This window comes from Pseudarthrobacter sp. 1C304 (assembly GCF_052245515.1).
Classification (GTDB): Bacteria; Actinomycetota; Actinomycetes; order Actinomycetales; family Micrococcaceae; genus Arthrobacter.
Window position 1 is genome coordinate 214,025 of sequence record NZ_JBQQCH010000005.1, and the last position, 22,694, is coordinate 236,718.

Genomic DNA, 22,694 nt, shown 5'->3' on the forward strand with positions numbered 1-22,694 from the left:
TTACGGGCCGCACTGTTAGCCGTGCCGGCGGCATCGGCTCAGGTGGGGTCATCCCCCCGGGACAAACGGTCCCAGCTGTCGATCTCGTCGGCCGGCCCGGTGGGTGTGGCGGACCCCCCGGCGGCCGTTGCTGCGGTGTCGTACTTGGTGCGGGACTTCCAGTAGCGGCCCGCGGGGACGATCAGCAGGGCGCCGAGCCCCAGGAGGCAGCCGGCGGCGACGGCGAGGGCGGGGAAGACGGTGACGTCCACGCTCACGTTGCTGCCGGTGATCCCCGTGGCGGCGGCAATCGAGCCCTGCGCGGCGGCCAGCGGGTCCGCGATGACGACGGCGGCGGCGCTGGCGATCCCGGCGGCGGCCAGCAGGATGAGGGCGGTGATGACCCAGCGGGCCACCCGTCCGGCGATCGATGCGGCCAGTCCGCCGGCCAGGGCCACCAGGGCAAGCGCCGTCACGGTGGTGGCGGCCTTGCTGCCCTGGACCTGGAGGCCGTCCTGGCTGTTGACGGCCTGGCCGAGCTGCGCTGGATCCAGGTGGACAATGAGCCAGGTCTGGGTGGTGGTGCCAAAGACGGCCAGGGCCAGGAGTGAGATGGCCAGGACCAGCGTGGACTTCCGCGCCCAGCGCGGAACCACCGGGCTGGTGCTTTTGACGGTGGTGCCGCTCACGGCTGGGTCCCGGCGTCGGAAATGGAGTCCGCCGTGATGTTGCGCAGCGACCGGGCCGTGTGGACGGCGCGCATGGGTGCGGCGGCCTTGTTCACGGTTTCCAGCGCCTCGGTGGCGTTCACCGAGTCGGCCACGATCCCGCCGCCGGCCTGCACGTAGGCGCGGCCTTCCCGCAGCAGCGCGGAGCGGATGGCGATGGCCATGTCCATGTCGCCGGCGAAGTCGAGGTAGCCCACCACCCCGCCGTAGATGCCGCGGCGGTGCGGTTCCAGCTCGTCGAGGAGGCGCAGTGCTCGGGGTTTGGGCGCGCCGGAGAGTGTTCCGGCCGGGAAGGTCGCCTTCAGCACGTCGTAGGCCTTCGCCGTGGGCGCCAGTTTGCCGACCACCGTGGAGACCAGGTGCATGATGTGGCTGAAGCGCTCGACTTCCATGAACTGGGTGACGTCCACGGAGCCGGCCACACAGACCTTGGAGAGGTCGTTGCGGGAGAGGTCCACCAGCATCAGGTGCTCGGCGCGTTCCTTTTCGTCGGCGAGGAGCTCCTCGGCCAGGGCCTTGTCCGCTTCCACGGTCTTGCCGCGGGGCCGGGACCCGGCGATCGGGTGGGTAATGACTTCCTCGCCCGTGACGGTCACCAGCGCCTCCGGGGAGGATCCCACGATCGAGTACTGCCGCCCGGCGGAATCCTCCAGGCTGAAGATGTACATGTAGGGGCTGGGGTTGGTGTTCCGGAGCACCCGGTAGACGTCCAGCGGGTCCGCGCCGCACTCCATCTCGAAGCGGCGGGAGATGACCACCTGGAAGACCTCGCCGTCGACAATTGCTTCCTTGCCGCGGTCCAGGGCGGCGAGGTACTCGTTCTCGTCCCAGCGTTCCTGCACGCTGGATGCGAAGTCTAGGGCCGCGGGGTCCAGCACGGAGACTGGCTGCTGGACGGGGGCGCTGATCTTGGCAAGGAGTGCCTTGACCCGGGCGACGGCGTCGTGCCAGGCCTCGTCGACCCGCTCTGAGCTGTTGTCGAAGTTGATCGCGTTGGCAATCAGCAGGACGGTGCCGTCCATGTTGTCGTGCACCGCCATGTCCGTGACAAGGTTGAGCGCCATTTCGGGCAGCTCCAGATCGTCCTCGGGCGGGATGGTCAGCTTCTCCCAGTGGCGGACGGTTTCCCAGCCCAAGAACCCCACCAGGCCGGACGTGAACGGCGGCAGGCCGTCAAACCGGTCGGTGCGGAGGGCCTCGACGGTGTCGCGGATCGCGTCCACGGGGCTGCCGCCGAGCGGGACGCCCACCGGCGGTTCGCCGAGCCAGTGCGCCTGGCCGTCCTTGGTCGTGAGGGTGGCCCGGGAACGGGCACCGATGAAGGAGTAGCGGGACCAGGAGCCGCCGACGGCCGCGGATTCCATCAGGAACGTGCCGGGCTGGCCCTGGGCAAGCTTCCGGTACAGCCCGATCGGCGTTTCGGCGTCAGCGAGCACCTTCAGCCGGACGGGGATGACACGGCTGTGGCCGGCGAGTTCACGGAACTCCTCCAGGCCAGGGCTGATGATTCCAAGGTCCTGCATGGCTGTGGTTTCCGCCTGTTCTTCAGTGGGTCCTGGTGGTGGTGTGCTGGGGCCGGCGCCGGGTCAGCCGGCGTTGCCGGTGACGACGTCGAGTCCGCGGCCGTCGAAGCAGGTCCGGGTGCCGGTGTGGCAGGCCGCTCCGATCTGGTCCACGCGGACCAGGAGTGCATCGCCGTCGCAGTCCATGGCGAGCGACTTGACCCACTGCACGTGGCCGGAGGTGTCGCCTTTGCGCCAGTACTCCTGGCGGGAGCGCGAGTAGAAGGTCACCCGTCCGGTGGTCATGGTGCGGTGCAGGGCTTCGTCGTCCATCCAGCCCAGCATGAGGACCTCGTTGGTGTCGTACTGCTGCACGATCGCGGCGACCAGGCCGGCGCTGTCACGCTTGAGGGCGGCGGCGAGGCCTTCGGGCAGCGGGCCGGACGGCGGGGCCGGGGTATTTGCACTGGTGCGGCGGGGGGCGGGGGCGGGCTGCTCAGACATCCCCTCAAGTCTAGTGCCTCGTGTCGTGGCGCCGCCCCGTTGGCCCGGCCCGGGCTTAACATCGGCGCAATCAGCCGGTGGAGCGGGGACGACGGCGGTTCAGGTGCACACGTCGCGCCGTCTCGTGCTAGTTTCACAAGTGATGCATTTCGTCGATCCGTCCCGAGAAGTTCTGGCCGAAACCTTACTGGCGGCCGGTCCTGACTCCCCCACGCTCTGCAAGGGCTGGCAGACCCGGGATCTTGCTGCCCACCTGTACCTCCGCGAGCGGAAAGCTGCCGTTGGCCTGGGGCTCTTGATCAAGCGTCTTTCCAAGGCTTCGGACCAGGCCACGGCCGAGCTGGCCGCCACGCTAAAGATGCCCGAGGACTACAACAAGCTGGTCTACTCCTTCCGAGCGGGCCCGTCCACGTTCTCCCCCATGCGGATCAAGGCACTGGACGAGAGCGCCAACCTGATCGAGTACTTCGTCCACACCGAGGATGTCCGCAGGGCCGTGGACCGCTGGGCTCCCCGCGCCCTCGACGAGGAGTACTCCGACGCGCTCTGGGACGAACTGGTGAAACGCGCAGCCATCCTCTACCGCGGCGTGGACCTCGGGATTGTGCTGGTGCGCCCCTCCGGACCCCGGCACGTCGCCAAGCGCGCGCCCGTCTCCGTGGCCATCGTCGGCGAGCCCGGCGAACTCCTGATGCACGCGCACGGCCGCACGCGCCACGCGCTGGTGACCTTCGAGGGCCAGCCGGACGCCGTCGCGCTCCTGCAGTCCGCCGAAGTCGGCCTCTGACACCTCCGCTTCCCAAGACACCAGCTTTCCAGAACACAGCAACGCGGGGTCACTTAGCGCCCATAAATCCCCTCGGGACGGACGCTAAGTGACCCCGCGTTGCCTTTAAGCGTTGGTGCGGGTGGTGCGGCAGGGGGCTCAGCGGACGTCGAAGCCGGCTTCGCGGATGGCGGCTTTGACCTGGGCGATCGCGTCCAGGGGGCCGAAGTGGAACACCGACGCGGCGAGCACCGCGTCCGCCCCGGCCGCCACGGCGGGCGGGAAGTGCTCCGGCTTGCCGGCCCCGCCGGAAGCAATGAGCGGAACCTTGACGCCGGCCCGGGCCAGCCGGATCAGTTCCAGGTCGAAGCCGTCCTTGGTGCCGTCGGCGTCAATCGAGTTGAGCAGGATTTCGCCCACGCCACGGTCGGCCGCTTCCTGCGCCCAGGCGATGGCGTCGATTCCGGTGCCCTGGCGGCCGCCGTGGGTGGTGACCTCAAAGCCGGACGGGGTGGGCTGCGACCCCGGACGGGTGCGGCGCGCGTCAAGGGACAGCACCAGGACCTGGGACCCGAAGTGCCGGGTGATCTCGTCGATCACGTCGGGCCGGGCCACGGCGGCGGTGTTGATCGCCGCCTTGTCCGCGCCGCAGCGCAGCAGCCGGTCCACCTCGGAGACGCCGCGGACGCCGCCGCCCACCGTCAGCGGGATGAAGACTTCCTCGGCGGTGCGCCGGACGACGTCGAACGTGGTCTCCCGGTTGCCCGAGGAGGCCGTGACGTCGAGGAAGGTCAGTTCGTCGGCGCCGCCGTTGTCATAGCGGTGCGCCAGCTCGACGGGGTCCCCGGCGTCGCGGAGTCCTTCGAAGTTGATGCCCTTGACCACGCGGCCGGCATCAACGTCCAGGCACGGGATAACGCGGACGGCTACAGCCATGACTTCTCCTGGTATTCGCTTGGCGGAAGGTTGGTGCGGGCCGGCTCAGATGCGGCAGGCGTGGATGGTGCTGACCAGGATGGCGCGGGCGCCGAGGTCGTAGAGTTCGTCCATGATCCGGTTGGTCTGCCGCTTCGGCACCATGGAGCGGACGGCAACCCAGTCCGAGTCGCGCAACGGGGAGACCGTGGGCGATTCCAGGCCGGGAGTGAGGGCAGCGGCTGCTTCCACGAGTTCCTTGCGGATGTCGTAGTCCATCATGACGTACTGCCGCGCCACGAGGACGCCCTGCAGGCGGCGGATCAGGACCTCGGCGGCCGGGTTCTGCTCGCCCTTGCGTCCGATCAGCACGGCTTCGGAGTGCAGGATGGGCTGGCCGAAGATCTCCATGCCGGCGGCCTTGAGCGTGTTGCCGGTCTCGACGACGTCGGCGATGGCGTCCGCGACGCCGAGGCGCACGGAGGATTCCACGGCGCCGTCGAGGCGGACCACCTTGGCCTTGATGCCGCGCTCGGCGAGGTAGCCGCGGAGCAGCCCGTCATAGCTGGTGGCGAGGCGCTTGCCTTCGAGCTGTTCCACCGTGGCGAAGTCGCCCACGGGGCCGGCGAAGCGGAAGGTGGAGGCGGCGAAGCCCAAGGGCAGCAGCTCTTCGGCTTCCACCTCGGCATCGAGGAGCAGGTCGCGGCCGGTGATGCCGACGTCGAGCGTGCCCTGGCCAACATAGACGGCGATGTCGCGGGGGCGGAGGAAGAAGAATTCAATGTCGTTGTCCGGGTCCACCATGACCAGCTCGCGGGTATCGCGGCGCTGGCGGTAGCCGGCTTCGGCGAGCATGGCGGAGGCGGCTTCGGACAGGGATCCCTTGTTCGGGACGGCAACTCTCAGCATGGGAAGGTCTTTCTGGTCAGGAAGGGTTCGGTGCAGGCACAGCGGGCCACGCTGGTCACCGGATCCGCAGGGCAGGGCCTGGGAATCCGGCGCGGGCGTGGCTAGAGATGCTTGTAGACGTCTTCCAGGCTGAGTCCTTTGGCGAGCATCAGAACCTGCAGGTGGTAAAGCAGCTGGGAGATCTCCTCAGCGGCCGCTTCATCGGATTCGTACTCGGCAGCCATCCAGACTTCGGCTGCTTCCTCCACGACTTTCTTGCCGATGCCGTGGACTCCGGAATCCAGTTCGGCAACGGTGCGGGAGCCCTCCGGACGGACGGCTGCCTTCTCACTCAGTTCTGCGAACAGCGATTCGAAATTCTTCACACCCTCCAGCCTACTTGCTCGACGGCGGCGGGCGCCTTCCGGGGGCCCGCATGACGGCTGAGATGTGAGTGATGACACAGCTTGTGGGGACGGCCGGGCCCATTGCGGGGCCCGGCCGTCCACGCCGGCTCAGCTGTACTGCTTGAGGGTCACCGCAGTGGCGAGGGCGGCCGTGACGGCCTCGTGCCCCTTGTCCTCCTTGGAACCCGGCAGCCCGGCCCGGTCGATGCCCTGCTGCTCCGTGTCGCACGTCAGCACACCGAAGCCGACGGGAACGCCGGTGCGCACCGAGACGTCGGTGAGGCCCAGGGTGGCCGCCTCGCAGACGTATTCAAAGTGCGGGGTTCCGCCGCGGATCACGACGCCGAGCGCCACGACGGCGTCGAAGTGCGGTGCCAGCCGGGCCGCCGCCACGGGGAGTTCGAACGTGCCGGGGACACGGAGCACGGTGGGTTCGCTGATACCGGCATCCTTCGCCGCGCGCAGGGCGCCGTCCAGGAGCCCGTCCATGATCTGGGTGTGCCAGCTGGCGGCCACGATGGCCAGTTTCAGCTGGGAGGTTGCCTCCGGGTTGAAGGTGCTGAGGTCAATCTGTGGTGCGCCATGGCCGCTCATGTGGGGATCCTTGTTCTGCACAGGGGTGTGCTGCGTGTGCTGTTAGTCGTACGGGGAATGCCGGCGCGGCCGTCCGGGCCGGCCGCGGGTCGTTCAGTCCTGTTCGTGCTCGAACCCGCGCGGACCGGCGGCCGGGGAGGCCGGTTCCATGTCCAGGACCAGCCGGTGGTCCATCCGGTCCTTCTTGGTCTGCAGGTAGCGGAGGTTCTGTTCGCGGGACGGCACCTCGGTGGGCACCATCTCCACGACCCGGACGCCGGCCTGGGCCAGCCGGTCCTGCTTGTCCGGGTTGTTGCTCAGCAGGCGGACCTCGTGAAGCCCCATGTCCGCGAGGATCTGGGCCGCAGCCTTGTAGCAGCGCGCGTCGACGGGCAGGCCCAGCTGTTCGTTGGCCTCCACGGTGTCAAAGCCGGCTTCCTGAAGGGCGTAGGCCTTCATCTTGTTCGCCAGGCCGATCCCCCGGCCCTCCTGGCCGCGCAGGTACAGCAGCGTGCCGCCGAACTCGTTGATCATCTCCAGGGCGTAGGCCAGCTGTTCGCCGCAGTCGCAGCGGTACGAGCCGAACACGTCCCCGGTGAGGCACTCGGAATGCAGGCGGACCAGCGGCGCGGCCCCGTCCACCGGCGGCAGCGGGGAGCTGACTGCCAGGTGCTCGGCCCCGGTAGCCAGGTCCGTCCAGGCCTGTGCCACGAAGTCGCCAAAGGCGGTGGGCAACTGCACCACCGGTCCCGCGCTGACCGGATGCGGCTGGCCGGCAGCCGGCAGGTGCTCCTGTGCTTCAGACGTCGTCATCGTTTCTCCTCCATCACGCGCTCCATCACGCGGGTTCTGCTGCAGTGCCGGCGGACTCCCCTGTTTCCAGGTAGTCCACCAGATCCGCAATCGAGATCAGCGGGCAGCCGTGCTCCAGGGCAAAGCCTCGAAGCCCGTCCAGCCGCATCATCTCTCCGTTGTCGTACACCACTTCCGCAATCACACCCACGGGTTCGAGGCCGGCCAGCCGGCACAACTCCACGGCCGCTTCGGTGTGGCCGGGACGTTCCCGCACTCCCCCCTTAACGGCGCGGAGCGGAAAAACATGCCCGGGGCGGGTGAGCGCCGCGGGTTCGCTGCCCGGATCGGCCAGGATCCGGGCAGTCAGGGCCCGGTCCGTGGCGGAGATTCCGGTGCTGACGCCGACGGCGGCGTCACAGGACACCGTGTAGGCGGTGCCCTTGGCGTCCTCGTTGAGTTCCACCATCTGCGGCAGGGCGAGGGCGTCCGCTCGTCCGCCGTCGAGCGGTACGCAGATCACCCCGGAGCTGTACCGGATAGTCCAGCCCATGAGGGCCGGGGTGGCGTGCTGCGCGGCGAAAATGATGTCGCCTTCGTTTTCGCGGTCCTCATTGTCCACCACCAGGACGGGACGGCCGGCCGCCATGGCGCGGACGGCGTCTTCGATCCGGTCGAGGCCCTCCGGCGGGACGACGGGTGCAAGCTCCGCCGGCAGGGCGGCGTCGGCGGCTTCAGTGAGAAGGGGCTGCCGGGCAGCGATGTCCTTGACGTTGTTCACGGCGTTCCCCCGTCCACGCGTGCTGCTGCTTCCCCTGCCGCCGCGGAAAAGGCGAGCAGGCGCTCAGTGTACTTCGCCAGGACGTCCACTTCGAGGTTTACGCGGCCGCCGATTGCTTTCGCGCCCAGGCCGGTCTCGGCGAGGGTGGTGGGGATCAGGCCAACTTCGAACCAGGGCGCCGGCGCTGCGGCTGCGCTCACGGCCGTGACGGTGAGTGAAACGCCGTCGACGGCGATGGAGCCCTTCTCCGCGATGTAGCGGGCCAGACCGGAGGGAACGCCGAAGCGGAGCCGGTCCCAGTTGCCCAGCGGCTCCCGCTCGAGAAGCTCGCCGACGCCGTCGACGTGGCCCTGGACGACGTGGCCGTCAAGCCGGCCGCCGGCCGGAACACAACGTTCAAGGTTGACGGGGTCCCCGGCGGCGAGTTCGCCGATGGTGCTGCGGGTCAGGGTCTCGCCCATGACGTCGACGCTGAAGTCCCTGCCGTCGATGTCCGTCGCGGTGAGGCAGACGCCGTTGACGGCGATGGAGCCGCCATGGGCCAGCCCGTCGGTGCTGCCTGGCGCGTGGAGCCGGACGGTGGCACTGGTGTTGCCGTTGCGGTCAACGGACAACACCTTCCCCTGTTCGGCGATGATTCCGGTGAACATCAGTTGCCTCCTGCGGCGTTGTCCGCGCTGGGGCGGAGCGGTGGTGGAGCGGATGAAGTAGTGGTGGGTGATGTGGAGGGGTGCAGGTGCAGCCGCAGGTCGCGGCCCAGCACCTGGACCGCCCCGCCGGACGCGGCGTCCCACTCCCAGCGTTGCGCGTCGGCGAGGGTGGTGATGCCGAGGTCCTCCAGTGCCGGGGTTCCGGAACCGAGGAGGGTCGGGGCGAGATAGACGATCAGTTCGTCCACGAGTCCTGCGGCGAGGAAGGCACTGAGGATCCGCGAGCCGCCCTCCACCATGAGGTGCCGGACGCCCGCGGCGAAAAGCTGATCCAGCGCTTCCCGCGGGTCGCGGGTGGGCAGGTGGAGGACCTTGCCGTCGTCGCCGTTGATCGCGGCTCCCTCGGGAATCGCCCGGTAGCCCATCACCACGCGCAGCGGCTGCTTGCCGGCCGGTGCGCCGTCGGCGCCGCGGGCGGTGAGGCGCGGGTTGTCGACCAGCACAGTCTGGGTGCCGACGAGGATCGCGTCGATCCGCCCGCGCAGGGCGTGGTTGTCGGCAAGGGATTCCGGGCTGGAGATCCACTGGCTGGTGCCGTCGTCGGCGGCGATGCGGCTGTCGAGGGTCTGGGCGATGTGCAGGGTGACGAACGGGCGGCGGGCGGCAACGGCGTCGAACCAGCGCCGGTTCAGTTCCAGCGCGGCCTCGGCGCCGAGCCCGGAGCGGACCCGGACGCCCGCGGCGCGCAGGGTGGCGGCTCCGCCGGCGGCGGGATCGTGCGGATCGTCGATGGCGTAGACGACGTCGGTGATCCCGGCCTCGATGATGGCCTGGGCGCAGGGGCCCGTGCGTCCGCAGTGGTTGCAGGGCTCCAGGGTCACCACCATGGTGGTGCCGCGGAGGTCGTGGCCGGCCGCTTTGGCCTGGTCAATTGCGTCCGCTTCCGCGTGGGCGGTTCCGGCCCCGCGGTGGTAACCGGTGACCAGGTGACTGCCATCGGCAGTGATGACGACGGCGCCGACCAGCGGGTTCGCGCCGCGGGGCCCCTGCCCGGCCGCCGCGAGGGCGGCGTCCATGGCCGAAGCTTCGTCTGCGCTGAAACCGGCGACCGCCATAGCCCCGACGTCGGCAGGAGCGCCGGCGGCAACAGCGCCGGCGGCAACAGCGCCGGCGGCAATAGCGCCGTCCGGCACGACTGGGTGTTTGAGGCTCATCAACCTGCCACCGGTCCTTCGCAGACGGGTGTGGTGAAGAGCCATCGCAGAGAGTGCATGTGGTGTGTCGTTCCTTCCCTCAAAGCCGCGATGGCTCCGGGGGTATACGACAGCGAACTTCCGCGGCGCCAGAGGGCGCCGCAGTAACAGCTGTACGTGCTTCTCTCATCCAGACTTTAACTGTCGGTACCGGAGTTCCACCGGTTCAACCGTCCGCCGGCATTCCTCCCGAGGGAAGCGCCGGCTCGCGGGTCGCGGACTATCACCGCCGGTTCGGACTTACACCGACCCCGGAGCACGTATGTGTCTTGCTATTCTGGCACAACCCCCGGACAGCTTTGGCTATTCCCGGGGCCGGGATGTTACGCAACGCGTCATGTGGCAGGCTTCGCAGCGGCTTCCTAGCGCTGGCCGGCGGTGCGAAGCCGCTCGATGGCATCGGCCGGATCGTCGGCACCGTAGACGGCGGAACCGGCCACGAAGACGTTGGCGCCGGCGTCCGCAGCGCGCCAGATGGTGTCCGCGGTGATGCCGCCGTCCACCTGCAGCGCCACGTCCAGGCCCGAGGCGTCAATCGCCGCGCGGGCCCGGCGGATCTTGGGCAGCGTAAGGTCCAGGAATTCCTGGCCGCCAAAGCCGGGCTCCACCGTCATGATCAGCAGCATGTCGATCTCGCCGAGCAGGTCCAGGAACGGCTCCACCCCGCTGCCCGGACGGAGGGCCAGGCCCGCTTTGGCCCCGCGGGCCCGGAGCTCGCGGGCCAGTTTGATCGGCGCGATGGACGCTTCGGCGTGGAACGTCACAGAAGCGAGCCCCGCGTCGGCGTAGGCCGGCGCCCAGCGGTCCGCGTGCTCGATCATCAGGTGGGCATCCAAGGGCACCGGGCTGATCTCCTGCAGCCGGGCCACCACGGGCAGCCCCAGCGAGAGGTTGGGCACGAAGTGGTTGTCCATCACGTCCACGTGAACGGCGTCGGCCGTGCTGATTTTTTGCAGCTCCGCTTCGAGGTTGGCGAAGTCGGCGGAGAGGATGCTCGGGTTGATACAGCACTTGGCCATGTGAAATTCCTTGTCGTTCTGCTGAATGTCCGGTTGAAGGCGCAGGTCCAGTGCCCCAGTATTCCTTGTTGGTCAGGCCTTTTTGTGGATGAGCGCGAGGAACATGGCGTCGGTCCGGTGCACATGCGGCCAGAGCTGGGCGGTCAGCTCGTGTCCGGCGTCGAGGTGGCCGGTGAGGCTGACACTGTCCAGCACAGCGCCGGCGTCGAGCAGTTCCAGATCGTCGCGTTTGCGCAGCACATCGCTGACGACGGCGGTTGTCTCCGCCGGGTGCGGCGAGCAGGTCACGTAGGCCACGACGCCGCCGGGCTTCACGGCTTCCAGCGCTGACTTGAGCAGTTCGCGCTGCAGCGGGCCGAGGTCCGTCAGGTCCTTCGGGGTCCGGCGCCAGCGCGACTCCGGCCGGCGGCGCAGGGCTCCCAGGCCGGTGCACGGCGCGTCCACCAGCACCCGGTCGAAGCTCTCCGGCATTTCGGTCCCGACGCTGCGGCCATCGCCGGTCCGCACGTGCCACACCTCGTGGGGAACCGCGGCCAGGGCCTGGCGGACGAGTTTGGCGCGGTGCGGCGCCGGTTCGTTGGCCAGCAGGGTGGCGCCTTGCTCGCGGGCCAGGGCGCCGAGCAGCGCCGCCTTGCCGCCGGGTCCGGCGCACATGTCCAGCCAGCGTTCAGCGGGTTGCCCGGCTGCGGCGGTGCCGTCTCCGGCGTCGCCAATACTGCGGCCGAGGTCGACGGCGGCCATGGCGCGGGCGACGAGCTGGGAGCCGACGTCCTGGACGCGGGTGGTGCCCTCCCGGACGGAGGCGATCCGGCCGAGGTCCCCGCCGCTGGAAAGGGCCGAGCCTTCAACGAGTTCGCCGGGCGTGGCGCCCCCTTCGAGGACCTCGTCCAGGTTCCCCAGCCCGGGCAGGGCCACAAGGTTGACCACCGGCGCGGCGTTGTCCGCCTCGAGGAGGTCATTGATTTCGCTGACGGGCCGCCCGTGGGCCACGAGGGACTGCCGGAGTGCCCGGACAATCCATTCAGGGTGGGCGTAGCGGATGGCGGCCTTTGTGGTGTCGTCCGTCTCGTCGCTGAGCAGGAGCTCCAGCCACTCCTCAAGGGTATGGGCGGACACCTTGCGCAGCACGGCGTTGATGAGGGCCGACGGTCCGGCGCCAATCACGGCCCGGGCCAGGCCAACAGTTTGGTCCAGCGCGGCGTGGGCGGGCACACGCATGGCCAGCAGCTGGTGGGCGCCGATCCTGAGGGCGTCCAGGACAGCCGGGTCCAGCTGGTCCAGCGGCCGGTCCACGCAGCGGGCCAGGACGGCGTCGTACGTTCCCTGGCCGCGCAGAGCGCCGTAGCTCAGCTCCGTGGCGAAACCGGCGTCGCGCTTGTCCAGGCCGTGGTGCCGGATCCGGGCGGGCAGCACCAGGTTGGCGTAGGCGTCCTCGGCGGCGACGGCACGCAGCACTTCAAAGGCCACCAGGCGGGCGGGATCGGCCCGGCGGGTGCGCTGGGACGGCGCGTTATCGGTGAAGCTGCGCTGCGGACCGCGGTTGCGTTCGCGGCCCTGGGCGTTACGGCGGCTGCCGCTCTGGTCTCCGCCGGCCCGGCCCCGGCTCCCCTGGCCGCCTTGGCCCTGGCCGCCTTGGCCCTGGCCGCTTTGGCCGCCTGAACCGCGCCGCTGGTGGCCGCTGCCGCTCGTCCCGGACTCGCTCATTCGAATACCACGCTTTCCAGTGTTGCTTGTCCGCGCGCCCAGTCAGCGGCGGCCATCATCTTCTTGCCCGACGGCTGGATCCGGGTCAGTTCCACGGGGTGCGAACCGGTTCCCACCAGCACGCTCTTGCCGTCGAGGGCCAGCCGGCCCGGTTCCAGGGCCGGGCCGCCGGGCCGCAGGAGAACCGGTTCCAGCTTGACCCGCTGGCCGTCGAGGGTGGTCCAGGCGCCGGGTTCCGGCGTGACCCCGCGGGCGCGCCGTCCGATCGCCAGGGCCGGCTGGTTCCAGTCCAGCCTGCCGTCCTCGAGGGTGAGCTTGGGGGCGAGGCTGACATCCCCGGTCTGCGGCACGGCGGCGGCCTTGCCGGCGTCGACGGCGGACAGCGTCTGGGTGAGCAGCACAGCGCCGCTGTGGGACAGCCGTTCGAGCAGCGCCCCAGCGGTGTCGTCGGGGAGGACGGCTTCAGTCAGGGTGCCGAAAACCGGTCCGGTGTCCAGCCCTTCCTCCAGCAGGAAGGTGACGGCGCCGGTGACGTCGTCGCCGGCGATCAGCGACCGCTGCACGGGGGCGGCGCCGCGCCAGGCCGGCAGCAGCGAGAAGTGCAGGTTGATCCAGCCGTGCCGTGGGACGTCCAGGGCGGCGCGGGGAATGAGCCCGCCATAGGCCACGATGGCGGCGACGTCCGGGGCCGCTGCTGCGATCCTGGCGGTCACGTCGGCGTCGACCTTGGCGGCATGGATGATCTCGATGCCCAGTTCCGCGGCCCGGGCGGCAACCGGCGACGGCGTCAGCACGCGTTTGCGTCCCAGCGGCGCGTCCGGGCGGGTCAGGACGGCAACGACGTCGAACCCTGCGGCGACCAGCGCGTTCAGGGACGGCACCGCCACGGCGGGAGTGCCGGCGAAGAGGACCCTCACGGGGTCTGGCCGAAAGAGCCGAAGCTACCCGAGCCGGCGGTGCCGGCGCCAAAGCTGGAGCCGACCGTCTTGGCGCGTTTCGCCGTCGTCTGTTCGGTGATGGAATCGTAGTTGGCGTTCCGGATGGCGCGCAGGGCAGCTTTGCGGTCCTCACCTTCCAGCCGGTCGGTGAAGAGGATCCCGTCGAGGTGGTCGGTTTCATGCTGGAAAACCCGGGCCAGCATCCCTTCGCCCTCGAGCGTGACGGGGTTGCCGTGCAGGTCCACGCCGGTGACGCGGGTGTGCCGGCGACGACGGACCGGGAACCCGAGCCCGGGGATGGACAGGCAGCCTTCGACCACGTCCGGCTGGAAGTCGTCGCTGTTGTCCAGCACGGGGTTGATGATGTGCCCGTCGACGCCGTCGATGCGGTAGGTGAAGACCCGCTGGCTAATGCCGACCTGGGGTGCCGCCAGGCCGGCCCCGTCCACGTCCTCCATGGTTTCGGTCATGTCGGCAACAAGCTTCGCCAGCTCAGGCCCGAATTCCGTCACGGGATCGGCAACTGTGCGCAGCACAGGATCCCCGATGATGCGGATATTCAAAATGGCCATGTGCAGTCAGTCCTAACGGTGGGCGGAGGGAACCTGTCCAGTTTAGTTGCAGTCCGGGACATGTCCCCACGGCCTTCGCGAAAGCGCCCGGGCCGGGGTGGGCGAGTGCCCGTGGATGGCGGTGGTTCTGGGCGTGGCCCGGGCGGCCGCCGGGGGTGACACTGGGTCCGTATTCCTGCCGGAAGTGGTCCGGGCTATTTTGTCGTACCCCCTTGGTAATTTGAGTCCATGAAAGCCGTCAGGGATTTCATCACCGTTGAGGGCCCGGGCCGGGACAAGGTTTCGGCCGGGAACTCCGGTGCAGGCGGTGTGGCCGTCGGAGTCGCTGGGGTGGGAGCCTCGGGATGGTTCGCGGGGCCGCGCATAATGTCGGCGGTCTCTGGTGGGATGGTTTCATGAAAGCCTCCCAGGATTTCATCACCGTTGAAGACTCAGGCACCGGCAACGTTCCGGCCGGGGACTCCGGTGCGGGCGGCTTGACCGTCGCGGAGGCTGTGGACGCGGCCCTGGCGCTCCTGCGGGATGCGGGGTCGCGGGCGGCCGGGGACGCCGCGTTGTGGGGGTTTCAGGAGGCGTCGGATGTCGCCGGCCGGGTGGAGGAGGCGTCGCGGCACATCGAGCATCTGCAGATCGCCGTGGCCGGGGCCGTGGACCGGACCAGGAAGCAGGCCGCGGCCGCTGCAGCGAAGGCCAATACATCGTGGACCACCGGCTGGCGCGATGATTCGAGCAACGGGACGACGCCCGCGACGGCGGGTGTTGTTTCCGGTGTTGCGGTCGGCTGGCGGAATGATTCGAGTTACGGCATGCCGGGTGGTGTTGCCGATGCCGGGGCCGCGCAGGCCGCCCCTTCCGGCGATGCTGCCGGCTGGCGTGATGATTCGAGTCTCGGGACCCCGGCTGCGGTGGAGGATTCCGGTGCTGTGGCCGCGCAGGCCGGGTCTGATGCGGGGACCGTTGCTGGGGCTGCGGTGTCCGTGAATGCTGGGGCTGCTGCTGCGGTGGTGGATGACGGGTACCGGAACACCACGGAGTTTCTGCGGGCGCGGTTGCGGATCAGCGCCCCGGAGGCCCGCCGCCGGCTGGCCCTGGCCGGGGAGCTGCTGCCGCGGCAAGGCTTCACGGGTGAAGTATTGCCTGCGGTGCGCGGAGAACTCGGTGCCGCTGTCGCGTCCGGTGAGGTCGGTTCCCGGTCCGCGACCATCATCACTCTGGCCTTGGACCGGGTCCGGCACGTCTGTGATGAGGAGGCCGTGGACCGGATGGAGCACGCCCTGACCCGTGTCGCGGCCGAGAACGACCAGGACTTCCTGGCCCGGATGGCCCGGAAGTGGGTTGACGCGCTCGACCAGGACGGGGCCGAGCCGTCCGAGGAACTCCTGCGCCAGCTCCAAGGCGCTTTCATCCGCAAACCCCGCCACGGCCTGCACCACCTGGAGATCTTCGCGACCGCCGAACAGGCCGAACAGCTCCTCACCGTGATGAACACCGGCACCAACCCCCGCACCAGCACCGGTTCCGGGGAGGGGTCCGACGGCGGCAATGCCGCCGGTCCGGGCGTTCCGCTCGATCTCCGCACCCGTCCGCAACGACTACTCGATGGCCTCGTCGGCGCCTGCAAAGTCGCGCTGGCCGCCGGCGGGCTGCCCGCCACCGGAGGGCTCCGCCCCCAGGTCATGGTCACCATCGACTACCAAGACCTCCTCGCCCGCCTCAACAGCCAAGACATGAGTAATACGGGGAACACAAGGAACACGGGGACCATGCTGTTCACCGGGCCCGTGACCGCCTCCACCGCCCGGAAAATTGCCTGCGACGCGGACGTCATCCCGGTCCTGCTCGGCGGAAACGGCCGGATCCTCGACATCGGCCGCACCTCACGGATCTTCCCGCCCCACATCCGCAAAGCCCTCACCGCCCGCGACCAGGGCTGCGCCTTCCCCGCCTGTACCATCCCCGCCACCTGGTGCGAGGCCCACCACATCACCTACTGGTCCCGCGGCGGCACCACCGGCACCGACAACGGCGTCATGCTCTGCTCACACCACCACCACCTGATCCACAAAGAGCAATGGACCATCCAAACCCGCACCGGCATCCCCTGGTTCATCCCGCCACCCCACATCGACCCACACCAAAAACCCCGCCGCAACCACTACTTCCACCCCCACCACCACGACACCGCAGCGTGACCAGGCTGCGTCCAGCCAGTCCAGATTGATTCATCTCTGCTGAGGCAAACCCGGCGGGTAAGGACAGACACGGGACTAGTGCGTGGAGTCGTCCGTGTGCGGGGAAGGTACACCAGGGCAGGCCCTGCCGAGAACCCACGCCGGCGGGCACGGCCGACCCAGGGCTAGCCGAGAGTCCGCATCAACAGCCCGCGGGTACGGATCACTCGGGGAGGCCCGGCGGAGAACCGGATCAACAGCCGGCGGGCACGGCCAATCCGGGGCTAGCCGAAAGTCCGCATCAACAGCCAGCGGGTACGGATCACTCGGGGAGGCCCGGCGGAGAACCGCATCAACAGTCCGCGGGCAACGACCACCCAAGAGAGCCCACTCGAGGACCCGCCTAGACAGCTAACGGGCAACGGACCACCCCAGGGCCAGCCAGGACCCGCACCATCCGCCAGCCGGCAGGAACTAGGCGGTGCTATAGCCGGACACCCGTGTCAGCAGCTAGCGGACCAGGGGCGGCGGTGCCAGCGGGAGCAGTGCCGGTCCGGCAGCCGTGGTGTCGGCGGACATTTCCCAGACGCGCCGCAGGGCGCAGAACTTCCACCAGTGGTGCTTCAGGACTTCCGGATTGGCGCGCTGCGGACGAACTTCCGTTTGGCCGATCGCAACCGCCAGCAGGATCGGGGAATCGCCGTGCTTCCAGGCTTCCCACTCCCCTGCAATGGGGTCCACCAGGCTTTCCTCGGCCTTCATGCCAGCAACGAGCTGCATGACCACTTTGTCATCCAGCGGTTTGACGGTGCCGTCGCGGCTGGTGCCCTTGGTCTTGTAGTCGATGAGGCACGTCCGGCCGTTGATCCTGGCAACCAGGTCCAGGGTCCCAGCGTAGCCGACGGTCTTGTTCCAGACGGTGATTTCCGGCGCAAGCGGCTCCACCTGGAAGAGCTCCCACCACTCGTCGAAGCGGGCCGCGAAGGCCTCCTCGCCGTTGGCGGCGAGGGCCTCGCGCGTTTCTTTCATCTGATGCGGCCGCCCCAGGGCCCGGAGCGCAACCTGCTCGCAGTAGTTGTGCACGCGGTCCCCGCGCTGTGCTGCCTCGTCGCGGTAGGACTCTGCCGCTTTGGCCGCGCGGCTCACTGCCTGGCGCACCTTGGCCGGGCTGCCCAGAATGCCGGGCAGGGTGGGGTCCTGGGCGAGGCTGTTCGCACCCATGTATCCAAACCAGCCGTCGAGGCCGTGCGGCTGCTGGCCGATCACGGTGGTGATGGACGGCACGGAGAACTGCTCCGAGGTGGAGCGGGCGTACATCCGGCCGTAGTCCGTGGCGTGGGCAAGAAGTGGGGCGGTCATGGCAAAACTCTTTCACGGGGCACTGACAGTGAGGCAAGCAGCGTTCCTGCTGCACTAACAACAATGGTCCGCCCCGCTCGGAGAGCGGAACGGACCATTTCATTGGTGGGCGATACTGGGTTCGAACCAGTGACCTCTTCGGTGTGAACGAAGCGCGCTACCACTGCGCCAATCGCCCCAATGCCATTGAATGCTAGCCCACCCTGACGGAATAGAGAAATCGGAGCGGCGGCGCACCCCTCGGCCGGTACTGAACAGCGACAAGCCACCACGGTTCGGCCACCCGGAACCGGAGTCACCGGGCCGCAGGATCTCCGGTCGGCCCGGCGGAACCCGCAGCTTCCAGCGAGACCCACACCACACAGCGACGCGAACAGGACGTTCCGGCGTCCGGAAAGCGCAGGCTAATTACAGGGCTGTAATTAGCAAGAACCCCTAGAACTCGCGGATGCGGCCGCCCTCGGGCCCGCCGTCGTCGTCCCGATTTGTAAGTTCCCTGAACCTCCTATAGAGTTCTTACTCGTTGGAACGCGAGGAAATGCCGATTGCGGCGCGGAATTGCCGACAATATTGCGGACGTAGCTCAGCTGGTAGAGCACCACCTTGCCAAGGTGGATGTCGCGAGTTCGAATCTCGTCGTCCGCTCGCAGGACACTGTCACGGTAAGGTTCTTCGGAATCCTATCTACACGGTGGGTTGGCCGAGAGGCGAGGCAGCGGCCTGCAAAGCCGTATACACGGGTTCGAATCCCGTACCCACCTCGGTGAAAACCCTGGTTTCCGGTTTCGACCGGTTGCAAGGGGCGATTGGCGCAGCGGTAGCGCGCTTCCCTGACACGGAAGAGGTCACTGGTTCGATCCCAGTATCGCCCACCAGAGCAAGGCAACTTGCTTGATGCAGTACCACCGGCCCAGCCGGCATGGACTAAATGCGGACGTAGCTCAGCTGGTAGAGCACCACCTTGCCAAGGTGGATGTCGCGAGTTCGAATCTCGTCGTCCGCTCTCTTCATTACAACTCCACTCCGGATCCTTCCGGTTGCGGGCGATTGGCGCAGCGGTAGCGCGCTTCCCTGACACGGAAGAGGTCACTGGTTCGATCCCAGTATCGCCCACCAAGAGAGCAGCTCCCCCGGAGCTGCTTTATTCGTATCCCGGGCCATCGGTCCACCTCACTGACCCTACTTAACGGACCCACCGGCCTGGGGACCTTATGCCCTATTACCCACGGACGGCATCTTTTACCCTATGGGCGGACACCCTTGGCACCCCTGCAACCTCCCGCTAGGGTAGAAACCGCTAGGAGCGATCTGGCTCCGCGACCGAAGGGAGGTGCCCGTGGGTTTACTTGACGATCTAAAGGGCAAGGCTCAGCAAGTTATTGGTGGCAACGAACAAGCCATCAAGGACGGCATCGTAAAGGCGGGTGACTTCGTCGATTCAAAGACCGGCGGAAAGCACGCCGACAAGATCGATGCTGTGCAGCGCGGCGCTTCCGACTTCGTGGACAAGGCGAACACCCGGCCCGCTTCGGACCCGGTTGTAGAGCAGCCTCCCGTCGCCGGTCAGCCGCCCGTTGCCGGGGAACCCCGCCAGCCAGGCCTCTGACCCAGATCTGTCAGCGAAGTGCCGGTCCCGCCGAGAGGCGGCACCGGCACTTCCGGCGTTTAACGAAGAAACGCGGGGTCACTTGCGGTCCATCCGGAACACCAGGATGGGCTGCAAGTGACCCCGCGTTGCTGTTAGGGCGTCAGGAGGGTTCGTGGTTCTGGCCCTCGCGGGCCAGGGCGGTGAGCCTGGAGACGGCGCGGAAGTACTTCTTCATGTATCCGCCGGTCATCATTTCCTCGGTGAACAGCTGGTCGAACGGCACGCCGCTGGCAAGGATCGGGACGTCCTTGTCGTAGAGCCGGTCCGCAAGGACCACAAAGCGGAGGGCGACGGCCTGCTCGGTAATGGTGTGGACGTTCTTCCAGACCACTCCCTCAATTCCATCAAGCAACTGGCGGTAGCGGCTCGGGTGGACGCCGGCCAGGTGGTCGATCAGCGTGCTGAACTCATCGCGCGCCACCGTCCTGCCGTGGAACTCAGTCTGCATCCGGTGCGTGAGGTGCTCGTTGGGCAACGGCTCCGGCGCGGCGGGCAGGCCGCGGTGGCGGAAGTCCTCGCCGTCGATCCGGACGACGTCGAACTGGTCCGCCAGCACCTGGATTTCGCGGGCGAAGTCGACGGCGGCAAAGCGGCCGTCGCCCAGGGAACCGGGCAGGGTGTTGGACGTGGCCGCAAGCTTGACGCCGGCGTCGGCCAGTTCACGCATCAGCCGGGACATCAGCACGGTGTCGCCCGGATCATCGAGCTCGAACTCGTCGATGCAGACCAGTTTGTAGTGGCTCAGGGCATCGACCGTTTTGCGGAAGGACAGCGCCCCCACCAGGTTGGTGTACTCGACGAAGGTGCCAAAAGCCTTGGGGCCGGGAGCGGCGTGCCAGAGCGAGGCGAGCAGGTGGGTCTTGCCGACGCCGAAGCCGCCGTCTAGGTAGATCCCCGCCCGGGATTCGTCCTTCTTGCCGAAAAGACGCTTGAAGAGGCCGTCGCCGTCGCGCGCCCCCACGTTGGAAGCAAAACCCTCCAGCGCCTTGACGGCGGCAGCCTGGCTGGGCTGGGAAGGATCCGGCCGGTAGCTGGAAAACGACACCTCACCGAAGCGCGGCGAGGGATAGAAACCGTTGAGGAGTTCATCCACTGAAACTGCCGGGGTGCGGGCGGCGAGCTGTTCGATCTGTACCAAGGTGGTCCGTTCTGCTGGTCTCTTGTCCCCAGAAAGAATACCGGCAATGCACGCACTGCCCGCGTGGCGGCGTGGAACCGGACTGCGCACGTGACGAAGGCCATATTTCCGAGTGTGAATGCAGTGGAGCAATCCCGGCACGGCGTGGCTAGTGTTGGACGAAGCCCGGCGCCGCGTTCGATTCCTTTTGATGGCCCGGCCTCCTGACCGTTTCAGTGAAAGGCCACTCCAATGCCCTACCCCGTTGAGCAGAACGAGAAGTTCGCCGCCTACGCCCACCCCGAGCGGCTGGTCTCCACCGAGTGGCTGGCCGCCGCGATCGACTCCGGGGCGCTCCAGGACGGCAAGCTCGTGGTGGTGGAGTCCGACGAGGATGTGCTGCTCTACGAGACCGGCCACATTCCGGGCGCCGTGAAGATCGACTGGCACACGGACCTGAACGACGAGGTCACCCGCGACTACGTCGACGGCGCGGCGTTCGCGACGCTCGCCGCCGCCAAGGGCATCTCCCGGGACAGCACCGTGGTCATCTACGGCGACAAGTCCAACTGGTGGGCAGCGTACGCCCTCTGGGTCTTCACCCTGTTCGGCCACGAGGACGTCCGGCTGCTCGACGGCGGCCGGGACAAGTGGATCGCCGAAGGCCGGGCCCTGACGACGGACAAGCCCGCGGTCACGCCCGGCGAGTACCCCGTCGTCGAGCGCAACGACGCCCCGATCCGCGCCTTCAAGGACGACGTGCTGGCCCACTTCGGCAAGCCGCTCATTGACGTCCGCTCCGCCGAGGAATACACCGGCCAGCGCACCCACATGCCCGCCTACCCCGAGGAAGGCGCCCTGCGCGGCGGGCACATCCCCACCGCCGCATCCATCCCGTGGGCGCGCGCGGCAGCGGAGGACGGCACCTACCGGAGCCGCGCGGAACTCGAGGCCCTTTACCTCGGGGAGGCAGGGCTCACCGAAGGCGACGACGTGGTGGCTTACTGCCGGATCGGCGAGCGGTCCAGCCACACGTGGTTCGCCCTGAAATACCTGCTGGGCTTCGACTCGGTCCGCAACTACGACGGCTCCTGGACCGAGTGGGGCAACGCCGTCCGTGTCCCGATCGCCAGGGGCACCGAACGCGGCACGGCCCCGGCCGCCCGTTAGCGGCATGGCCAGGGCGGCCCGGGCAGCCCTGGGCCACCCCCGCCGAGAGGGACACAATCGCCGCGCGTGCGTAAGCTGGAACTGATGAATACTTCTGCACTCCCCACCGCCCTGTCGCAAATTGTTGACGACTTCCAGGCCGTCACCGAACCTGAACGCCTCCAGCTCCTGCTGGAGTTCTCGCGCGAGCTCCCGGACCCGCCGGAGCGCCTGGCGGACCACCCCGAGCTGATGGAGCAGGTGGTGGAGTGCCAGTCGCCGCTGTTCCTGACCATAGAGACGGAAAAGTCCGACGGCGGCGCAGCGGACAGCGTGCGGCTCTTCTTCAAGGCCCCGCCCGAGGCGCCCACCACGCGCGGCTTCGCCGGGGTGCTGCACGAAGGCCTCGACGGGCTGAGCCCGGCGGAGATCCTGTCCGTCCCGGATGACATGCCGGAGCTGCTGGGCCTCACCCGGGCCATCACCCCGCTCCGGATGCGCGGCATGACGGCGATGCTGGGCCGCATCAAGCGCAAGGTCGCCGCCCTCCCGCAGCAGTCCTGACCGGACCGGTCACGCAGGCACCCTTACCAGCGGAGGACCCCATGGCCCGCAAGCAGGCGTCACAGGGAACCCCGGCCACCGCCGCACTGGCGGCCGCCGGGGTTCCCTTCACGGTGCACCCCTACAGCCACGACCCGGCTGCCGCCAGCTACGGACTGGAAGCGGCGGAGGTGCTGGGGATCGATCCGGCCCGGGTGTTCAAGACACTGATGGTCGACGTCGACGGCCGGCTCGCCGTCGGCGTCGTACCGGTGAGCGGCAACCTGGACCTCAAGGCAATGGCGGCCGCACTCGGCGGGAAGAAGGCGGCCATGGCGGACCCGGCCGCGGCGGAGCGGCGCACGGGTTACGTGCTGGGCGGCATCTCACCGCTGGGTCAGCGGCAGCCCTCCCCCACTGTCCTGGACAGCAGCGCGCTGGGCCTGGACAGCATCCTGGTCTCCGGCGGCCGGCGCGGCCTGGATATCGAACTCGACCCCGCTGAACTCATCCGCCTCACCGGGGCCCGCACGGCGCGGATCGGCACCGGCCGAACCTGAGCGGGGCTTGCGGGCGCACCGAGTGTGCAGCACGCGGCCATGTTCTCGGGGGAAAGTCAATTGGTCCGAGCAACGCGGGGGTTTATGCCGCCTCTTTTAGCAGCTGGTTCAGCCGGTTTGCTGGGGTTTCGAGGTTGAGGGTGGGCCGTGGCCGTCGGTTGAGTTTCGCAGCGACC

General features: G+C 68.5%; 23 protein-coding genes, 6 tRNA genes and 1 riboswitch. Of the genes, 11 read left to right on the plus strand and 18 right to left on the minus strand.

Annotated features, from left to right (window positions below):
- Window positions 1-38: 38 nt before the first annotated feature.
- The 3 genes from ACTWQD_RS12220 to hisI form a co-directional block, all read right to left on the minus strand.
- Window positions 39-668, minus strand: coding sequence for a Trp biosynthesis-associated membrane protein (locus tag ACTWQD_RS12220; RefSeq protein ID WP_443196392.1), 630 nt, complete (start codon window positions 666-668; stop codon window positions 39-41).
- A complete protein-coding gene (locus tag ACTWQD_RS12225) occupies window positions 665-2,230 on the minus strand; it encodes an anthranilate synthase component I (protein ID WP_443196393.1) in 1,566 nt (521 codons plus the stop codon). The genes ACTWQD_RS12220 and ACTWQD_RS12225 overlap by 4 nt, the downstream gene beginning before the upstream one ends.
- Before the next feature lie 63 nt (window positions 2,231-2,293).
- Complete coding sequence (gene hisI, locus ACTWQD_RS12230) at window positions 2,294-2,713, minus strand: phosphoribosyl-AMP cyclohydrolase (RefSeq protein WP_443196394.1); 420 nt, start codon at window positions 2,711-2,713, stop codon at window positions 2,294-2,296.
- A 142-nt stretch (window positions 2,714-2,855) separates the two neighbouring features.
- On the opposite strand from hisI, the gene ACTWQD_RS12235 reads away from it, so the two are divergent.
- Window positions 2,856-3,500, plus strand: a complete 645-nt coding sequence (locus ACTWQD_RS12235; protein ID WP_443196395.1) for a TIGR03085 family metal-binding protein — start codon at window positions 2,856-2,858, stop codon at window positions 3,498-3,500.
- Between the two features lie 138 nt (window positions 3,501-3,638).
- On the opposite strand, the gene hisF is transcribed toward ACTWQD_RS12235, so the two are convergent.
- From hisF to def, 12 genes are all read right to left on the minus strand, one after another.
- Complete coding sequence (gene hisF, locus ACTWQD_RS12240; protein ID WP_443196396.1) at window positions 3,639-4,415, minus strand: imidazole glycerol phosphate synthase subunit HisF; 777 nt, start codon at window positions 4,413-4,415, stop codon at window positions 3,639-3,641.
- Window positions 4,416-4,460: 45 nt separating this feature from the next.
- A complete protein-coding gene (gene hisG, locus ACTWQD_RS12245) occupies window positions 4,461-5,303 on the minus strand; it encodes an ATP phosphoribosyltransferase (protein WP_443196397.1) in 843 nt (280 codons plus the stop codon).
- Window positions 5,304-5,404: 101 nt separating this feature from the next.
- Window positions 5,405-5,668 (minus strand): phosphoribosyl-ATP diphosphatase, encoded by a 264-nt coding sequence (locus ACTWQD_RS12250; RefSeq protein ID WP_024367461.1) that lies wholly within the window; start codon window positions 5,666-5,668, stop codon window positions 5,405-5,407.
- A 129-nt stretch (window positions 5,669-5,797) separates the two neighbouring features.
- A complete protein-coding gene (gene ribH, locus ACTWQD_RS12255; RefSeq protein WP_443196398.1) occupies window positions 5,798-6,283 on the minus strand; it encodes a 6,7-dimethyl-8-ribityllumazine synthase in 486 nt (161 codons plus the stop codon).
- Between the two features lie 93 nt (window positions 6,284-6,376).
- Window positions 6,377-7,075 carry a GTP cyclohydrolase II gene (ribA, locus tag ACTWQD_RS12260; protein ID WP_443196399.1) on the minus strand — a complete coding sequence of 233 codons (699 nt, stop codon included), beginning with the start codon at window positions 7,073-7,075 and terminating at the stop codon, window positions 6,377-6,379.
- A 25-nt stretch (window positions 7,076-7,100) separates the two neighbouring features.
- Window positions 7,101-7,703, minus strand: coding sequence for a 3,4-dihydroxy-2-butanone-4-phosphate synthase (ribB, locus tag ACTWQD_RS12265; protein ID WP_443196423.1), 603 nt, complete (start codon window positions 7,701-7,703; stop codon window positions 7,101-7,103).
- Window positions 7,704-7,831: 128 nt separating this feature from the next.
- The gene (locus ACTWQD_RS12270; RefSeq protein ID WP_443196400.1) at window positions 7,832-8,485 is read right to left on the minus strand and encodes a riboflavin synthase; all 654 of its coding nucleotides are present in this window, start codon (window positions 8,483-8,485) and stop codon (window positions 7,832-7,834) included.
- Window positions 8,485-9,600 (minus strand): bifunctional diaminohydroxyphosphoribosylaminopyrimidine deaminase/5-amino-6-(5-phosphoribosylamino)uracil reductase RibD, encoded by a 1,116-nt coding sequence (gene ribD / locus ACTWQD_RS12275; protein WP_443196424.1) that lies wholly within the window; start codon window positions 9,598-9,600, stop codon window positions 8,485-8,487. Before ribD ends, ACTWQD_RS12270 begins: the two co-directional genes overlap by 1 nt.
- Before the next feature lie 251 nt (window positions 9,601-9,851).
- Window positions 9,852-10,002, minus strand: a riboswitch (FMN riboswitch).
- 98 nt (window positions 10,003-10,100) lie between these two features.
- Complete coding sequence (gene rpe / locus ACTWQD_RS12280) at window positions 10,101-10,757, minus strand: ribulose-phosphate 3-epimerase (protein ID WP_443196401.1); 657 nt, start codon at window positions 10,755-10,757, stop codon at window positions 10,101-10,103.
- Between the two features lie 72 nt (window positions 10,758-10,829).
- Window positions 10,830-12,461 (minus strand): RsmB/NOP family class I SAM-dependent RNA methyltransferase, encoded by a 1,632-nt coding sequence (locus ACTWQD_RS12285; RefSeq protein WP_443196402.1) that lies wholly within the window; start codon window positions 12,459-12,461, stop codon window positions 10,830-10,832.
- Window positions 12,458-13,378 carry a methionyl-tRNA formyltransferase gene (fmt, locus tag ACTWQD_RS12290; protein WP_443196403.1) on the minus strand — a complete coding sequence of 307 codons (921 nt, stop codon included), beginning with the start codon at window positions 13,376-13,378 and terminating at the stop codon, window positions 12,458-12,460. Before fmt ends, ACTWQD_RS12285 begins: the two co-directional genes overlap by 4 nt.
- Complete coding sequence (def, locus tag ACTWQD_RS12295) at window positions 13,375-13,971, minus strand: peptide deformylase (RefSeq protein WP_443196404.1); 597 nt, start codon at window positions 13,969-13,971, stop codon at window positions 13,375-13,377. The genes fmt and def overlap by 4 nt, the downstream gene beginning before the upstream one ends.
- Before the next feature lie 395 nt (window positions 13,972-14,366).
- Here def and ACTWQD_RS12300 point away from each other — a divergent pair, with 395 nt between their 5' ends.
- Window positions 14,367-16,163, plus strand: a complete 1,797-nt coding sequence (locus ACTWQD_RS12300) for a DUF222 domain-containing protein (protein WP_443196405.1) — start codon at window positions 14,367-14,369, stop codon at window positions 16,161-16,163.
- Between the two features lie 489 nt (window positions 16,164-16,652).
- Here ACTWQD_RS12300 and ACTWQD_RS12305 read toward each other — a convergent pair whose 3' ends face one another.
- The gene (locus ACTWQD_RS12305) at window positions 16,653-17,501 is read right to left on the minus strand and encodes a cytochrome (protein ID WP_443196406.1); all 849 of its coding nucleotides are present in this window, start codon (window positions 17,499-17,501) and stop codon (window positions 16,653-16,655) included.
- 103 nt (window positions 17,502-17,604) lie between these two features.
- A tRNA-Val gene (locus ACTWQD_RS12310) sits at window positions 17,605-17,679 on the minus strand.
- A 394-nt stretch (window positions 17,680-18,073) separates the two neighbouring features.
- Between ACTWQD_RS12310 and ACTWQD_RS12315 the strand changes: the two genes are divergently transcribed.
- The 6 genes from ACTWQD_RS12315 (at window position 18,074) to ACTWQD_RS12340 (ending at window position 19,107) form a co-directional block, all read left to right on the plus strand.
- Window positions 18,074-18,146, plus strand: a tRNA-Gly gene (locus ACTWQD_RS12315).
- Between the two features lie 45 nt (window positions 18,147-18,191).
- Window positions 18,192-18,262, plus strand: a tRNA-Cys gene (locus ACTWQD_RS12320).
- A 39-nt stretch (window positions 18,263-18,301) separates the two neighbouring features.
- Window positions 18,302-18,376, plus strand: a tRNA-Val gene (locus tag ACTWQD_RS12325).
- A 55-nt stretch (window positions 18,377-18,431) separates the two neighbouring features.
- Window positions 18,432-18,504 (plus strand) — tRNA-Gly (locus ACTWQD_RS12330).
- A 38-nt stretch (window positions 18,505-18,542) separates the two neighbouring features.
- Window positions 18,543-18,617: transfer RNA gene (locus ACTWQD_RS12335), tRNA-Val, on the plus strand.
- A gap of 220 nt (window positions 18,618-18,837) precedes the next feature.
- Window positions 18,838-19,107: an antitoxin gene (locus tag ACTWQD_RS12340; RefSeq protein ID WP_443196407.1), complete on the plus strand. Its 270-nt coding sequence runs from the start codon at window positions 18,838-18,840 to the stop codon at window positions 19,105-19,107.
- Between the two features lie 142 nt (window positions 19,108-19,249).
- Here ACTWQD_RS12340 and zapE read toward each other — a convergent pair whose 3' ends face one another.
- Window positions 19,250-20,287, minus strand: a complete 1,038-nt coding sequence (gene zapE / locus ACTWQD_RS12345) for a cell division protein ZapE (RefSeq protein ID WP_443196408.1) — start codon at window positions 20,285-20,287, stop codon at window positions 19,250-19,252.
- Window positions 20,288-20,518: 231 nt separating this feature from the next.
- Here zapE and ACTWQD_RS12350 point away from each other — a divergent pair, with 231 nt between their 5' ends.
- From ACTWQD_RS12350 to ybaK, 3 genes are all read left to right on the plus strand, one after another.
- Entirely contained in the window at window positions 20,519-21,436 is a 918-nt protein-coding gene (locus tag ACTWQD_RS12350) for a sulfurtransferase (RefSeq protein ID WP_443196409.1), read from the plus strand.
- A gap of 84 nt (window positions 21,437-21,520) precedes the next feature.
- On the plus strand, window positions 21,521-21,979 hold the full coding sequence (locus ACTWQD_RS12355; protein ID WP_443196410.1) for a SufE family protein: 459 nt from the start codon (window positions 21,521-21,523) through the stop codon (window positions 21,977-21,979).
- 41 nt (window positions 21,980-22,020) lie between these two features.
- Complete coding sequence (gene ybaK / locus ACTWQD_RS12360; RefSeq protein WP_443196411.1) at window positions 22,021-22,518, plus strand: Cys-tRNA(Pro) deacylase; 498 nt, start codon at window positions 22,021-22,023, stop codon at window positions 22,516-22,518.
- Window positions 22,519-22,694: the final 176 nt, after the last annotated feature.